Source organism: uncultured Cellulomonas sp. (genome assembly GCF_963527515.1).
GTDB lineage: Bacteria > Actinomycetota > Actinomycetes > Actinomycetales > Cellulomonadaceae > Cellulomonas.
Map to the genome: position 1 here is coordinate 1 of NZ_CAURTV010000085.1, position 15447 is coordinate 15447.

Annotated in this window: 16 protein-coding genes; 15 read left to right on the forward strand and 1 reads right to left on the reverse strand. The window is 72.5% G+C overall.

The window, feature by feature from the left end:
- The 12 genes from RYN42_RS15740 to RYN42_RS15795 form a co-directional block, all read left to right on the forward strand.
- Positions 1–923, forward strand: a 923-nt coding sequence (locus tag RYN42_RS15740; protein WP_315097715.1) for a cell division protein FtsQ/DivIB, incomplete at its 5' end; no start/stop codon positions are given.
- A 224-nt stretch (positions 924–1147) separates the two neighbouring features.
- Complete coding sequence (gene ftsZ, locus RYN42_RS15745; protein WP_315097717.1) at positions 1148–2404, forward strand: cell division protein FtsZ; 1257 nt, start codon at positions 1148–1150, stop codon at positions 2402–2404.
- 7 nt (positions 2405–2411) lie between these two features.
- Positions 2412–3188, forward strand: coding sequence for a peptidoglycan editing factor PgeF (pgeF, locus tag RYN42_RS15750; protein WP_315097719.1), 777 nt, complete (start codon positions 2412–2414; stop codon positions 3186–3188).
- 142 nt (positions 3189–3330) lie between these two features.
- On the forward strand, positions 3331–3825 hold the full coding sequence (locus RYN42_RS15755; protein ID WP_315097720.1) for a cell division protein SepF: 495 nt from the start codon (positions 3331–3333) through the stop codon (positions 3823–3825).
- 3 nt (positions 3826–3828) lie between these two features.
- Positions 3829–4113: a YggT family protein gene (locus RYN42_RS15760; RefSeq protein WP_315097722.1), complete on the forward strand. Its 285-nt coding sequence runs from the start codon at positions 3829–3831 to the stop codon at positions 4111–4113.
- A gap of 129 nt (positions 4114–4242) precedes the next feature.
- Positions 4243–4926 (forward strand): DivIVA domain-containing protein, encoded by a 684-nt coding sequence (locus RYN42_RS15765; RefSeq protein WP_315097724.1) that lies wholly within the window; start codon positions 4243–4245, stop codon positions 4924–4926.
- Between the two features lie 164 nt (positions 4927–5090).
- Complete coding sequence (locus RYN42_RS15770) at positions 5091–5552, forward strand: TraR/DksA family transcriptional regulator (RefSeq protein WP_315097726.1); 462 nt, start codon at positions 5091–5093, stop codon at positions 5550–5552.
- 20 nt (positions 5553–5572) lie between these two features.
- Positions 5573–6199 carry a signal peptidase II gene (locus tag RYN42_RS15775; protein WP_315097728.1) on the forward strand — a complete coding sequence of 209 codons (627 nt, stop codon included), beginning with the start codon at positions 5573–5575 and terminating at the stop codon, positions 6197–6199.
- A complete protein-coding gene (locus tag RYN42_RS15780) occupies positions 6192–7130 on the forward strand; it encodes an RluA family pseudouridine synthase (RefSeq protein WP_315097730.1) in 939 nt (312 codons plus the stop codon). The genes RYN42_RS15775 and RYN42_RS15780 overlap by 8 nt, the downstream gene beginning before the upstream one ends.
- A gap of 119 nt (positions 7131–7249) precedes the next feature.
- The gene (dnaE, locus tag RYN42_RS15785) at positions 7250–10789 is read left to right on the forward strand and encodes a DNA polymerase III subunit alpha (RefSeq protein WP_315097732.1); all 3540 of its coding nucleotides are present in this window, start codon (positions 7250–7252) and stop codon (positions 10787–10789) included.
- Positions 10790–10843: 54 nt separating this feature from the next.
- Positions 10844–11185, forward strand: coding sequence for a metalloregulator ArsR/SmtB family transcription factor (locus RYN42_RS15790; RefSeq protein WP_315097734.1), 342 nt, complete (start codon positions 10844–10846; stop codon positions 11183–11185).
- A complete protein-coding gene (locus tag RYN42_RS15795; RefSeq protein WP_315097736.1) occupies positions 11175–11672 on the forward strand; it encodes an SRPBCC family protein in 498 nt (165 codons plus the stop codon). Before RYN42_RS15790 ends, RYN42_RS15795 begins: the two co-directional genes overlap by 11 nt.
- 4 nt (positions 11673–11676) lie before the next feature.
- Here the strand turns inward: RYN42_RS15795 and RYN42_RS15800 are convergent, their stop codons facing one another.
- Entirely contained in the window at positions 11677–11895 is a 219-nt protein-coding gene (locus RYN42_RS15800; RefSeq protein WP_175347374.1) for an RNA-binding S4 domain-containing protein, read from the reverse strand.
- A 100-nt stretch (positions 11896–11995) separates the two neighbouring features.
- Here RYN42_RS15800 and hisD point away from each other — a divergent pair, with 100 nt between their 5' ends.
- The 3 genes from hisD to RYN42_RS15815 all read left to right on the forward strand — a co-directional run.
- Positions 11996–13318, forward strand: coding sequence for a histidinol dehydrogenase (gene hisD, locus RYN42_RS15805; RefSeq protein WP_315097740.1), 1323 nt, complete (start codon positions 11996–11998; stop codon positions 13316–13318).
- Positions 13319–13385: 67 nt separating this feature from the next.
- Positions 13386–14408, forward strand: a complete 1023-nt coding sequence (locus tag RYN42_RS15810) for a 3-oxoacyl-ACP synthase III (protein ID WP_315097742.1) — start codon at positions 13386–13388, stop codon at positions 14406–14408.
- Positions 14405–15447, forward strand: a 1043-nt coding sequence (locus RYN42_RS15815; protein ID WP_315097745.1) for an alpha/beta fold hydrolase, incomplete at its 3' end; no start/stop codon positions are given. The genes RYN42_RS15810 and RYN42_RS15815, both read left to right, overlap by 4 nt.

A 15447-nucleotide genomic window follows, 5' to 3' on the forward strand; every position in this document is an offset into this window, starting at 1 on the left:
CCCCGGCACGCGCATCGACCCCGGCAGCGGCTGCCAAGCCCGCGACCACCCCGACGGCGAGCGTGCCCGCGGACCAGGACGCGTCGTTCGGTCGCGCGGTGACCACGTACAGCGCCGCAGGCGCACGCAGGCTCGCCGGTCCGGTGACGCCGCCGGTGGTGTCGACCATCTCGGCCGAGCGGTTCGCCGAGCGCGCCCGGGCCCGTCGCAACCTCGCGCGTCGCCAGGTGCTCGTGGTCGCGTCGTCCGCCGTCGCCGTGGTCGCCCTCGGCTGGTTGCTGTTCTTCTCGCCGGTCCTCGCGCTCGACCCGGCGCAGGTCACGGTCGAGGGTGCGGGGACCGTGGTCGCCGTGGACCAGGTGCGCGGTGTGGTCGACGCGCAGGCGACCACCCCGCTGCCTCGCCTGGACACCGTCCGCCTGCGTGACCAGGTGCTCGACGTACCCGGTGTCCGGGAGGCGCGCGTGACGCGGGAGTGGCCTCGCGGTCTGCTGGTCGTGCTCGTCGCGCGGGAGCCGGTCGCCGCCGTCCCCGAGCAGCCGGGCAACGAGGACCCCGCGACGCGCGGCGTGCCCGGGTTCGCCCTGCTGGACATGGACGGCGTGCAGGTGGGCCGGGTCGACGCCGCACCCGACGGATTGCCCGTGGTGGACGTGCCGGTGGGGGACAAGCGGACGCTGTCGGCGGTGCTGAGCGTCCTGCAGCAGCTGCCGGCGGACCTCCTCGCCCAGGTGGGCGGTGTCTCGGCGCGCACGCAGGACACGGTCACCATGAACCTGCGCGACAACGTGCGCGTCGACTGGGGGAGCGCACAGGAGACGCCGCTCAAGGTCGCCGTGCTGTCGGCCCTGCGCGCGTCGCCCGCCGCGGCCGGCGCGACGGTCATCGACGTCTCGGCGCCCCGGCTGCCCATCACGAAGTGACGCGGGCGGGCGATCTTCGACGCCACATCCCGACACGCGCGGCGCGGTCGTTGATCGCGGTGCGGACGGCACCTAGCGTCACGCACTGACAGCACATCTGACATAACTATAACCCTCAAGTAGAGGGTGAAGGTTTCACCCCGACGGGGTCCCGCCGCACCGGCGGGCCGCGGACGGACCCCGTGGCTCCGGCCGCGACCGGCACAGAACGAGAGGCACCCACCGTGGCAGCTCCGCAGAACTACCTGGCGGTCATCAAGGTCGTCGGCATCGGCGGCGGCGGCGTGAACGCCGTGAACCGCATGATCGAGGTCGGCCTCAAGGGTGTCGAGTTCATCGCCGTCAACACCGACGCCCAGGCGCTCCTGATGTCGGACGCGGACGTCAAGCTCGACGTCGGCCGCGAGCTCACGCGCGGGCTCGGTGCGGGTGCGGACCCCGAGGTCGGCAAGAAGGCCGCCGAGGACCACAAGGACGAGATCGAGGACGTCCTGCGCGGCGCCGACATGGTGTTCGTGACCGCGGGCGAGGGCGGCGGCACCGGTACGGGCGGCGCGCCCGTCGTCGCGCGGATCGCCCGCTCGCTCGGCGCCCTGACCATCGGCGTGGTCACGCGCCCGTTCACGTTCGAGGGGCGCCGCCGCTCCGTCCAGGCGGACACGGGCATCGAGGCGCTGCGCGCCGAGGTCGACACGCTCATCGTCATCCCCAACGACCGCCTGCTGCAGATCTCGGACCGCTCGGTCTCCGTGCTCGACGCGTTCCACTCGGCCGACCAGGTGCTGCTGTCGGGCGTCCAGGGCATCACGGACCTCATCACGACCCCCGGCCTCATCAACCTCGACTTCGCGGACGTCAAGTCCGTGATGCAGGGTGCGGGCTCGGCGCTCATGGGGATCGGCTTCGCCCGCGGCGACGACCGCGCGGTGCAGGCGGCCGAGATGGCGATCTCGTCCCCGCTGCTCGAGGCGAGCATCGACGGTGCGCACGGCGTGCTGCTGTCCATCCAGGGCGGGTCCGACCTCGGCCTGTTCGAGATCAACGAGGCGGCCCGGCTGGTGCAGGAGGCCGCGCACCCGGAGGCCAACATCATCTTCGGTGCGGTCATCGACGACGCCCTCGGCGACGAGGTGCGGGTCACGGTGATCGCCGCGGGCTTCGACTCCGGCTCGCCGACGGTCCGCCGCGACTCCCGGGCGCTCGGTCAGGTCAGCGGCAACTCGGCCCGCCAGGTGCCCGCGGTCACGTCCCAGGTGCCGACCCCGCGCCCGGTGCTGGACCCCGAGGAGCAGCTGGTGCCGGTCGGCTCGTACAGCCACAACCACGCGGCCGCTCCGGCCCAGCCCGACGTCCCCGCCTTCCTGTCCACCGAGGCTGAGCCCACCCCGATCACGGGAGCCCTGGAGGTGCCGCGGATCTTCACCGAGGAGGCCTCCCGGCGGGACCGCGACGAGCTGGACGTACCCGACTTCCTCAAGTAGGCGGTCCGTGAACGCACAGCCCGGGACCGACCTCCCGCCGGTCGTCGAGGTCGATCTCGGGGCGGGCGTCCGTGCGGGTTTCACCACCCGCGCGGGCGGTGTGAGCCGGCCGCCGTACGACGCCCTGAACCTCGGTGACGCGGTGGGCGACGAGCCGACCGCGGTCGGTCGGAACCGCGCGCTGCTGGAGCGCTGGGCCGGTGCGCCGGTCGCCTACGTGCGGCAGGTGCACGGCGACGGCGTGGTGGTCGTGACGGCTCCACCGGCGGCGGGCGCGGCGACCGTGGGGGAGGCCGACGCGCTGGTGGCCGCCTCGCCGCTGGTCGCCGTCGCGGTCCTGGTTGCCGACTGCGTGCCCGTGCTCCTGGCCGACGCCGACGCGGGTGTCGTCGCCGCGGTGCACGCCGGACGACGCGGTCTGGTGGCCGGCGTCGTCGAGGCCGCCGTGGCCTCGATGGTCGGTCAGGGTGCGGACGTGAGCCGCATCCGGGCCGCGGTGGGGCCGTCCATCGCTGGGACGTCGTACGAGGTGCCGGCGGCGCTGCAGGACGAGGTCGCCGCGGTCGTGCCCGAGGCGCGCGCCACCACGGGGTGGGGGACGCCCTCGCTCGACCTGTCGGCGGGCGTCGCGGCGGTGCTCGCCCGCGCCGGCGTGCCGCGCGTCGAGACCCTCGTCCGCGACACCTGGACGGACCCGATGCTCTTCTCGTACCGGCGTGCGCAGCGCACGGGCCGGTTCGCCGGCGTGGTCCGGCTCCTGCCCGACGGCGCCCACCGATCGTGAACGCCGCGGTTGTCGGGCGTGTCGCGCCGCGGCCGGAACCTCCCCGTTGCTAGCGTGACCGGCAGAGGGAGCCCATCGTCGCCGGCCAGTCCGGTGCGGGGCTCGGGGTGGTCCGGAGAGATCCGGGGAGGGAGTCAAGGCGATGGCCGGAGCACTGCGCAAGACGATGCTGTACCTCGGCCTGGCCGACGACCGGTCGGAGCACGAGGAGTACCTCGACGAGTACGACGACCAGGAGGTCACGGTGCCGCAGGAGTACGAGGCCCAGGTCACGCCGCTGCACCGGCCGACGCGCACGTCGCTGCCCACGCAGGCCGCACAGCCGTCGCACCCCGCCCCGGGCGAGCTCCGGCGGATCACGACGATCCACCCGCGCTCATACAACGACGCGCGCAAGATCGGCGAGGCGTTCCGCGAGGGCACCCCGGTCATCATGAACCTCACGGACATGGACGACGCGGACGCCAAGCGCCTCGTCGACTTCTCCGCGGGGCTGATCTTCGGCCTGCACGGCGCGATCGAGCGCGTGACCAGCAAGGTGTTCCTGCTCTCGCCGGCGCACGTCGAGGTGGCCGGAGAGGCCGCCGGCCCCGTCGCCGAGCCCCCGGCACGTGCGGGCTTCTACAACCAGAGCTGACGCGTGCAACTCGTCGCGGCACTGCTGTTCTACGTCGTCCTCGCGTTCTTCCTGCTGCTCCTGGTCCGGCTCGTGCTGGACTGGGTGCAGTTCTTCGCGCGCGACTGGCACCCGTCCGGGATCGCCCTGGTGATCGCCGAGATCACCTACTCGGTGACCGATCCACCCCTCAAGGCGCTGCGCCGGGTGCTGCCCCCGTTGACCATCGGATCCATCCGCCTGGACCTCGCTTTCCTGGTGCTCATCCTGAGCTGTTCGATCCTGATGTCGGTGCTCGGCAGCATCTGAGCCGACCACCGCGGTGTCCGCGCACGTGTCGCGAGGGCGTGCGAGCACCGCATTCTCCGCTACCGTGGCCCGAGGCGGTCGGTGGACTGCCGCCGGCCCGACCGAGCACTACCGACTGAGGTGATGACGATGGCTCTGCTGACCGCAGACGAGGTCTTGAACAAGAAGTTCCAGGCCACGAAGTTCCGCGAGGGCTACGACCAGGACGAGGTCGACGACTTCCTGGACGAGGTCGTCAACACGCTGCGCGACCTGCAGGGTGAGAACGACGACCTCAAGACGAAGCTGGCGGTGGCCGAGCGCCGGATCGCCGAGCTGAGCCGCGCTGGTGCCCAGCAGGCCGCGCCCGCCCCGAAGCCCGAGGTCGCCCCCGAGCCGATCCCGGCGCCCGCCCCCGTGGTGGCAGCCCCGGTGGCCCAGCCGGCGCCGATCGTCGCCCCGGTGCAGAACGCGCCGCGCACCAGCGAGCCCGAGTCCGCCACCGGCATGCTGGCGCTGGCGCAGAAGCTGCACGACGACTACGTGCGCAGCGGCCAGGAGGAGTCCGACCGTCTGGTCGGCGAGGCCAAGAGCCAGGCGAACCGCATCGTCCGCGAGGCCGAGGAGACGTCGCAGCGCACGCTCGGTCAGCTCGAGCAGGAGCGGTCGCTGCTGGAGCGCAAGATCGACGAGCTGCGGGTGTTCGAGCGCGACTACCGCACCCGTCTGAAGAGCTACCTGGAGAACCTGCTCGGTGACCTGGACAACCGGGGCAACGCACTGCCGCCCCGCTCCGGCCAGCCCCAGCCGGTCGGCGAGGGTCAGAACCTCTAGGCACCTTTCCGGCGACCACCCGCCGGAGCACATTGGTCCTGCATCACCGCAGGTCAGGCCGTCATGACACGCGCGCCACGCCGGGTTTCACCCGGCGTGGCGTGTTGTGTCCCTGTCGGTGCCCGCATACAGTCGCGTGACTTCGAGGACAGGGGGGCCCGCTCGTGGCCATCAACGACGCGCTCAGCGCGGTCGACGTCAGCACGGACACCAAGGAGCTGGCGAAGCTGGTGAAGCACTTCCCGGTGCGCGACGGCGAGAAGCCGTGGACCGCCCGGGAGGTCAAGGACATCGCGGAAGAGCTGACCAGCGACATCGACCGGCTCACCGGTGAGCTGGCGGCCGCTGACGCCGAGCTGTCGGACCTGCTGCGCAACTCCGGCGACGGCGCCGGCGACGACCAGGCGGACTCCGGCTCGTCCGCGCTCGAGCGCGAGCAGGAGCTCACGCTCGTGAACAACACGCGGGACCTGCTCGCGCAGACCACCCGCTCGCTGGCGCGCATCTCGGCCGGCACGTTCGCCACCTGCGAGTCGTGCGGCAAGGCGGTGGGCAAGGCGCGCCTGCAGGCGTTCCCCCGCGCGACGCTCTGCGTGGAGTGCAAGCAGCGCGAGGAGCGTCGCTGACGCGCACGTAGACTCCTGCGGTGCCCACCACCCCGGACGTCCAGCCTGACGCGCCCTCGACCGCTCCGCGTCGACGTGCGCTGCTGGTCGGCCTGTTCTCCCTGACGGCCGTCGTGCTCGTCCTCGACCAGCTGACCAAGGCGTGGGCGGTCGGCGCGCTGGTGGAGGGCGAACGCCGCAGCCTGGTGGGTGACCTGCTCGGGTTCCAGCTCGTGTTCAACCCCGGCGCGGCGCTGTCCATCGCCACGGGGATGACCTGGCTGCTCACGGTGGTCGCGGTGGTCGTGGTGGTCGTGGTCGTCCGCGCGAGCCGGCGGATCGGGTCGCGCGCCTGGGCGCTCGCCCTCGGTCTGCTGCTGGGCGGTGCGCTCGGGAACCTGGTGGACCGGCTGGTCCGGGAGCCCGGGGTGGCGCGCGGGGAGGTCGTCGACTTCATCGCCTACGGCGACTGGTTCGTGGGCAACGTCGCGGACGTCGCGATCGTGGGCGCGGCCGTCCTGGTCGTGCTGCTCGCGGCCACCGGGGTGCACCTGGACGGGACGCGCGACCACGCGGACGAGGACGACGACGACGAACCCGCTGACGCTGCTGCCGGCCCGGACGCCCGCTCCGACGTCACCGCACCGGCGACCGAGCACCATGCCTGACACGCGCGCGATGCCCGTGCCCGACGGGCTGGTCGGCGAGCGGGTGGACGCGGCCCTGTCCCGGCTGCTGGGCCTGTCGCGCACCCGCGCGGCCGAGATCGCCGAGGCCGGCGGCGTCCACCTCGACGGCAAGGAGCTGGGCAAGTCCGACCGGCTGTCGGCGGGCGGCTGGCTCGAGGTGGAGATCCCCGACGTGGTCCCCGCGGCGACGATCGAGATCGTCGCCGAGCCCGTGCCGGGCATGCGGATCGTCTACGACGACGACGACGTCGTGGTGGTCGACAAGCCGGTCGGGGTCGCCGCGCACCCGTCACCGGGCTGGACCGGTCCCACCGTCGTCGGCGCGCTGATGGCCGTCGGCTACCGCATCTCGACGTCCGGGTCCGCCGAGCGGCAGGGCATCGTGCACCGGCTGGACGTCGGGACGTCGGGGCTGATGGTCGTCGCCAAGAGCGAGCAGGCGTACACCGTGCTCAAGCGGGCGTTCAAGGAGCGCACGGTCGAGAAGGTCTACCACGCGCTCGTGCAGGGCCACCCGGAGCCGACGGCCGGCACCATCGACGCCCCGATCGGCCGGCATCCCAGCTCGGACTGGAAGTTCGCCGTGGTGGCGGACGGGAAGCCGTCGATCACGCACTACGAGGTGCTCGAGATGCTGCCCGCCGCGTCGCTGGTCGAGGTGCACCTCGAGACCGGTCGCACCCACCAGATCCGCGTGCACTTCGCGGCGACGCGGCACCCCTGCGTCGGGGACCTCACGTACGGGGCGGACCCGTCGCTCGCCGCGCGGGTGGGCCTGACGCGGCAGTGGCTGCACGCCATGCGCCTCGGGTTCCACCACCCGAGCACCGGCGACTGGCTGGAGCTGACCAGCGAGTACCCGGAGGACCTGGCGCGGTCGCTGGCCGTGCTGCAGGACGGCTACGCGTAGCACCGGGACGGGCTCGCCGGTGACCCGCGACACGTCGCCGGCGCGACACGCCGCGCACCCCGCCGGAGCGGCGGGGTGGCGGCCCGGGAGTGTCCGACCGGCGACGTAGGATCGCCCGCATGGCATCAGCTGGGGGCTCCGACTTCGTCCACCTCCACGTGCACACCGAGTACTCGATGCTCGACGGCGCGGCACGCCTGGACGACCTGTTCACGGAGGCCAACCGGCTCGGTCAGACGGCTGTCGCCATCACGGACCACGGGTACCTGTTCGGGGCGTTCGACTTCTGGCAGAAGGCCAAGAGCCACGGGATCAAGCCGATCATCGGCGTCGAGGCCTACGTCACGCCGGGCACCAGCCGCTTCGACCAGAACCGCGTCCGCTGGGGCGAGGCGCACCAGGCGTCCGACGACGTCTCCGCCCGCGGCGCGTACACGCACATGACTCTGCTGGCGAAGTCCACCAAGGGCATGCACAACCTGTTCCGGATGTCGTCGCTGGCCTCGCTCGAGGGCCAGATGGGCAAGTGGCCCCGCATGGACCGCGAGCTGCTGACCACCTACAGCGACGGCCTCATCGGCACCACGGGCTGCCCGTCGGGCGAGGTGCAGACGCGCATCCGGCTCGGCCAGTTCGACGATGCCGTGCGCGCCGCCGGGGAGCTGCAGGACATCTTCGGCAAGGAGAACTACTACGTCGAGCTGATGGACCACGGGCTCGAGATCGAGACGCGGGTCATCAAGGACCTGCGCCGCCTGGCCGAGGCGATCGGCGCCCCCGTCGTCGCCACCAACGACCTGCACTACACCAAGCACGAGGACAGCCACGCGCACGAGGTGCTGCTGTGCGTCCAGTCGGGCTCGACCCTGGCCGACCCCGACCGGTTCAAGTTCGACACCGACCAGTTCTACCTGAAGTCGGCCGAGGAGATGCGGCGCACCTGGTCGGAGATCCCGGAGGCGTGCGACAACACGGTGCTCATCGCGGAGCAGTGCGAGGTGGAGTTCAGCACCGACGCCAACTTCATGCCGAACTTCCCCGTCCCGACGGGGGAGAGCGAGGACTCCTGGTTCATCAAGGAGGTCGAGACCGGCCTGCAGCGGCGGTACCACGGGACGATCCCGTCGGACGTGCGCACCCAGGCCGAGTACGAGACCGGCGTCATCACGCAGCTGGGCTTCTCCGGGTACTTCCTCGTCGTCGCCGACTTCATCAACTGGGCCAAGGACCAGGGCATCCGCGTCGGACCCGGCCGTGGGTCCGCCGCCGGCTCGATGGCGTCGTACGCGATGGGCATCACCGAGCTGGACCCGCTGGAGCACGGGCTGATCTTCGAGCGGTTCCTCAACCCCGAGCGCGTGTCCTGGCCCGACGTCGACGTCGACTTCGACGAGCGCCGGCGCGGCGAGGTCATCCGGTACGTGACGGACAAGTACGGCGAGGACCGGGTCGCCCAGATCGTCACGTACGGCACGATCAAGGCCAAGCAGGCGCTCAAGGACGCCTCGCGGGTGCTGGGCTTCCCGTTCGCGATGGGGGAGAAGCTCACCAAGGCGATGCCGCCCGCGGTGATGGGCAAGGACATCACGCTGTCCGGCATCTACAACCCGCAGGACTCCCGGTACGCGGAGGCGGACGAGTTCCGCCAGGTGGTCCAGGCCGACCCCGAGGCGCAGCGGGTGCTGGAGACCGCGCGCGGCCTGGAGAACCTCAAGCGGCAGTGGGGTGTGCACGCGGCCGGCGTGATCATGTCGAGCGAGCCGCTGCTGGACATCGTCCCGATCATGCGGCGCCCGCAGGACGGCGCGATCATCACGCAGTTCGACCAGCCGGGGTCCGAGGCCCTGGGCCTGATCAAGATGGACTTCCTCGGCCTGCGCAACCTCACGATCCTCGACGACGCGCTCGAGAACATCGTGATGAACGGCAAGCCGGCCATCAAGATCGAGGAGGTCGCGCTCGACGACCCGGCGACGTACGAGCTGCTCGGCCGCGGCGACACGCTCGGGGTGTTCCAGCTCGACGGCGGTCCGATGCGCTCGCTGCTGCGCCAGATGCGCCCCGACAACTTCGAGGACATCTCGGCCGTCATCGCGCTGTACCGCCCGGGCCCGATGGGGATGAACTCCCACATCAACTACGCGCTGCGCAAGAACGGCCTGCAGAAGGTGGAGCCCATCCACCCCGAGCTCGAGGCGCCGCTCGAGGAGGTCGTGGGCATCACCCACGGCCTGATCGTCTACCAGGAGCAGGTGCAGCGCGCCGCGCAGAAGCTGGCCGGCTACACCCTCGGCCAGGCCGACCTGCTGCGCCGCGCCATGGGCAAGAAGAAGAAGGAGGTCCTGGACAAGGAGTTCGTCCCGTTCCAGGCCGGCATGCGCGAGCGCGGCTACTCGGACGCGTCCATCCAGGCCGTCTGGGACGTGCTGGTGCCCTTCGCCGGGTACGCGTTCAACAAGGCACACTCCGCCGCGTACGGCGTCATCTCCTACTGGACCGCGTTCCTCAAGGCGAACTACCCGACCGAGTACATGGCCGGACTGCTCACCAGCGTGCGCGACGACAAGGACAAGTCGGCGCTGTACCTGGGTGAGTGCCGGCACATGGGCATCACGGTGCTCGCGCCGGACGTCAACTCCTCGTCGGCCAACTTCACCGCCGTCGGCAAGGACATCCGGTTCGGTCTGACGGCCATCCGCAACGTGGGCGCCAACGTGGTGGACGCGATCGTGCGGGCGCGAGAGGCCAAGGGCGCGTTCACGTCCTTCACCGACTTCCTGGACAAGGTGCCGGCGGTGGTCTGCAACAAGCGGACCATCGAGTCGCTCATCAAGGCCGGGGCGTTCGACTCGCTCGGGCACGCCCGGCGCGCGCTCCTGCTGGTGCACGAGCAAGCGGTGGACTCGGTGATCGGCGTCAAGCGCAAGGAGGCCGAGGGGCAGTTCGACCTGTTCGCGGACCTCCTGGGCGGCGACGACGGGGCACAGGGCTTCGCGGTCGTCGTGCCGGACCTGCCCGACTGGGACAAGAAGCAGCGGCTGGCGTTCGAGCGGGAGATGCTCGGCCTGTACGTGTCCGACCACCCGCTGTCCGGGCTCGAGCACGTGCTCGCGGCGGCGGCGGACGTGTCGATCGCGACCCTGCTCGGCGACGAGCAGCGACCGGACGGCTCCACCGTCGTCGTCGCCGGGCTGATCACGTCGCTGCAGCGCAAGATGTCGAAGCAGGGCAACCCCTGGGCCGCGGTCACCATCGAGGACATGGAGGCCTCGGTCGAGATCATGTTCTTCGGCGAGACCTACCTGGCGTACTCCACGGCGCTCGCCGAGGACGCGGTCGTCGTGATCCGCGGACGCGTGCGCCGGCGCGACGAGACGATGCAGCTCCAGGCTATGGAGGTGTCGCTGCCGGACGTCTCCCAGGCGGCCGACGCGCCCGTGGTGGTCTCCATGGCGGTGTCCCGGTGCACGCCGCCGGTGGTCGAGCGGCTCCGCGAGGTGCTCTCCACCCATCCGGGCGTCACCGAGGTGCACCTCCGGCTGACCAGCCCGGGCCGGGCCACCGTGATGCGGCTGGACCACGGGCTGCGCGTCGAGCGGTCGCCGTCCCTGTTCGGGGACCTCAAGGCGCTGCTCGGGCCCAGCTGCTTGGCGTCCTGACCGGCACGGTTCATACCTCTTGTGTTATATAACACAAGGTGGAAGAATAGGCACATGCAGGTCATGGACGCGTTGGGGGACCCGGTCCGCCGGCGGCTCGTCGAGCTCCTCGCCGACGGGGAGCGCAGCGCGGGCCAGCTGGCGGCCGCGGTCGGCGCCGAGTTCGGCGTCAGCCAGCCCGCGACGTCGCGACACCTGCGGGTGCTGCGCGAGGCCGGCGTCGTCGACTCGCAGCCGCGCGGCACCGTCCGGCTGTACTCGGTGCGGCCGGAGGCGCTGGACGACGTCGAGCGCTGGGCGCGGCGGGTCCGCCGGTTCTGGGACGGGCACCTCGACGCGTTGGAGACCGAGGTCGCCCGTGGGGCGCGGGAGCGGAGGAACACCGATGACGACTGACCTGCGGGGCGTGCTGACGCGCCACGAGACCGGCGTGACGGTCCGCTTCGAGCGGCGGTACGCGACGACGCCGGCGGACCTGTGGAGCTGCGTGACGGATCCGCAACGGCTGGCCCGCTGGCTGGGACCGGTGTACGGCGACCTGGTGGTCGGCGGGCGCTACGAGCTGCGGATGGGCCAGGACGTCGCCGGGGCGCCCGAGAACGCGGTCGGCGACATCCTCGAGTGCGACGCGCCCTCGCGGCTCGTGCTCGGGTGGGAGTTCCCCGGCGAGGACCGCAGCCGGGTGGTCCTCGACATCCGCGCGGACGGCGACGGCGCGCTGCTCGTGCTGGAGCACCTCGACCTGCAGGAGGCGGCCGCGCGCGGCTACGGCGGGGGCTGGCACGCCTCCCTGGACCAGCTGGACGACCACGTGTCTGGTCGGCCCGTGCGGGCGTGGGACGACCTGTTCGCGGCGGCGCTCCCGCACTACCGCCAGGCGTGACGCGTCAGCCGACCGTGGCCTCCTTGTAGCCGGTCGGCAGGTCCACCTCGACCACGTCCCCGCGCACCAGCTGGCGGCCGCGCCTCGTCTCGTCCTCGCCGTTCACGGTCACCGCTCCGTCCTCCAGCAGGGCCCGCGCGTGCGCGCCGGAGTCGGCGAGGTCGGCGAGCTTGAGGAACTGGCCGAGCCGGATCGAGTCGTCGGAGATGGGCACCTGGGTCATGGCAGCAGTCTGCCGTGCCCGGGGATCGTGTGGCGCAGCGCACGCCCGCCCAGTGGTCCTGGCCAGGCCCCCGGCAGAGGTCCGTCCTATGCTCGGGAACGTGATCACCCGCATCGACCTGCGCGGTCGCACCCTGTCGCGCCGCGAGCTCCTCGAGGAGCTTCCCCGTGCCGAGGTCGACGTCGAGCACGCCGTCGAGGTCGTCGCGCCCATCCTGGCCGACGTCCGCACGCGGGGCGCCGCGGAGCTGCGCGACCTCGCCGAGCGGTTCGACGGCGTGCGTCCGGTGCACCTGCGGGTTCCCTCCGACGTGGTCACGGGCGCCGTGGAGGCGCTCGACCCGGACGTGCGGTCGGCGCTCGAGGAGACCATCCGGCGGGTCCGTCAGGTCCACGGTGCGCAGCGCCCGGCCGACTTCACCGTGGAGCTGGGCCCCGGCGCCCAGGTCCGGCAGCGCTGGGTGCCCGTGCGGCGCGTGGGGCTCTACGTCCCGGGCGGCCTGGCCGTGTACCCGTCCTCGGTGGTGATGAACGTGGTGGCCGCCCAGGCCGCGGGCGTCGGCTCGCTCGCGGTGGCGTCGCCGCCGCAGAAGGACCAGGGAGGTCTGCCCGACCCGGTGGTCCTGGCAACGTGCGCGCTGCTGGGCATCGACGAGGTGTACGCGGTCGGCGGTGCCCAGGCGGTGGCGATGTTCGCGTACGGCGCCGCCGGCAGCGACGACGTCGACGGGGACACGCTCTGCGAGCCGGTCGACGTGGTGACCGGCCCCGGCAACGTCTACGTCGCCGCCGCCAAGCGGCTGGTGCGCGGGATCGTCGGGATCGATGCCGAGGCCGGTCCGACCGAGATCGCGATCCTGGCCGACGGCACGGCCGACGCGACGCACGTCGCGGCCGACCTGGTCTCGCAGGCGGAGCACGACCCGCTCGCGGCCGCCGTGCTGGTGACGCCGTCGGTCGAGCTCGCCGGCGCGGTCGAGGCGAAGCTGGTCGACCGCGTGGACGCCACGATGCACCGCAACCGCGTGATGACGGCGCTGCGGGGTGAGCAGTCCGCGATCGTGCTCGTCGACGACCTGGAGCAGGGCCTCGAGGTGGTCAACGCCTACGGTGCCGAGCACCTGGAGATCCAGACCGTCGACGCGGCCGCCCTGGCCGAGCGGGTGACCAGCGCCGGGGCGATCTTCGTCGGCGCGTTCTCCCCGGTCTCGCTCGGCGACTACATGGCGGGGTCCAACCACGTGCTCCCGACGGGTGGCTGCGCCCACTTCGCCAGCGGCCTCGGGGTGCACTCGTTCCTGCGCGCCGTGCAGGTCATCGAGTACGACGCCGACGCGCTCGCCGAGGTCGCGGACAAGATCGTCGCCCTGGCCGACGCCGAGGGGCTCCCCGCGCACGGCGAGGCGGTGCGGGCCCGATTCTGACCAGCTCCGAGACTGTGCGCGCCGCCGGGCGAGCCTGCGACCCCAGCCCCCGTCGAGAGGACAGCCTGTGACAGGCAACGCGACGTTCCGCCACCGCGATGTCGCGCTCCTCGCCGTCGTCGGCATCGAGGCGCCGGTCGTGGTCCCCTCGACCGTCTTCGACGAGCGGCTCGCCCCGACCCTGGAGCGCCTCCGGCTCCCGCGCGGCCTCCTGGCCCGGGTGGCCGGGGTGCACGAGCGGCGGTGGTGGGACGAGGAGATGACGTTCGACGACGCCGCGACGGCTGCCGGTGCCAAGGCCCTCGCCGAGGCCGGCATCGACGCCGGCGACGTCGGGCTGCTGATCAACACCTCGGTCACCCGGACGTTCCTGGAGCCGTCGGTGGCCTCCCGCATCCACGCGGGACTGTCCCTGCCGTCGAGCGCACTCAACTTCGACCTGACCAACGCGTGCCTCGGCTTCGTCAACGGCATGACGCTCGCCGCCCAGCTCATCGACTCCGGCCAGATCCGGTACGCCGTGATCGTCAACGGCGAGGACCCGCGGCCCACGCAGGAGGCCACGATCGAGCGGCTGACCGCGCCCGACTCCACGCGCGAGCAGTTCCTGCAGGAGTTCGCCACCCTCACGCTGGGCGCCGGTGCCGCGGCGGCCGTGCTGGGCCCGGCCCACCTGCACCCCGGGGCGCACCGGCTGGTCGGCGGCGTGGCCCGGTCGGCCACCCAGCACCACGAGCTGTGCGTCGGCGGGGTCGACGGGATGAGGACCGATCCCGCGGGCCTCCTCGCCGGTGGCCTGGAGCTCGTCGTGGACGCCTGGAACGAGGCGCAGCCCGAGTGGGACTGGGCGGGTGTCGACCGGATCGTCACCCACCAGGTCTCCTCGGTGCACACCCGCTCGGTGGTCGAGGCGCTCGGCCTGGACGCCGCCAAGGTGCCCACCACCTTCCCGCGGTGGGGCAACGTCGGGCCCGCCGCGCTGCCGATGACGCTGGCCGAGCAGGCCGACTCGCTGCGCACCGGTGACCGCGTGCTGTGCATGGGCGTCGGCTCCGGCCTGCACACCGCCATGGCCGAGATCGTCTGGTGACCGCGGCGACGCGCCCGCCCGCGGAGGTCCTCGCGGCCGGGGGGATCGATCCGCGCTGGTCACGCGTGGTCCGGGTGGGCGCGCGGTCGTGGCACCTGCTGGACAACGAGCCGTCCCTGCAGGTCGAGCCGGTGGGGACGCTGCTGTGCGTGCACGGCAACCCGACGTGGTCGTTCCTGTGGCGGCGCCTCGTGGCCGCGGGTGTCCGGGGTGACCGGCCGTGGCGCGTGATCGCGGTCGACCAGCTGGAGATGGGATTCTCCGAGCGCTCGGGCGAGCAGCACCGGCTACCCGACCGGGTGGCCGAGCTCGGCGCGCTGACCGACCAGCTCGGCCTGGCCGGACCGGTGGTCACCGTGGGGCACGACTGGGGCGGCGTCGTGAGCCTCGGCTGGGCGCTGGACCACCCGGACCTGCTCGCGGGGATCGTGCTGACCAACACGGCCGTCCACCACGACGCCGACGACCCCCTGCCGGGCGCGCTGCGGGTGGCGACCGCGCCGGGCGTCCTGCCGGTGGGCACGGTGACGACGCCGGCGTTCCTGGAGACGACGCTCGCGCTGGCGCACCCCCGGCTCGACCCGGCCGTCGCCGACGCCTTTCGCGCGCCCTACCGGACGGCGGAGCGCCGAGGGGGCATCGGCGGGTTCGTGACCGACATCCCGGCCGGGCCGGACCACCCGAGCCGGCCGGAGCTCGACCGCATCGCCGACGGCGTGAACGGTCTCGACGTCCCCGCGCTGCTCCTGTGGGGTCCGCGCGACCCGGTGTTCTCGGCGCGCTACCTGCGCGACCTGCGCACCCGGCTCCCGCAGGCGGACGTGCACCGCTTCGAGGGCGCCGGGCACCTCGTGGTGGAGGACGCCGACGTGGCGGGCGCCGTGCTGCGCTGGCTGGACGCGCCTGCCGCCCCCACGCCCGCCCCGGAGGCGGACGAGCCGTACCGGGCTCTCGGCGCCACGCTGGTCGAGCGGGCGGCCGACGAGGGCACCGCTCTGATCGAGCTCGCCGGACCGCGGTCGCGGCGCGTGACCTGGGC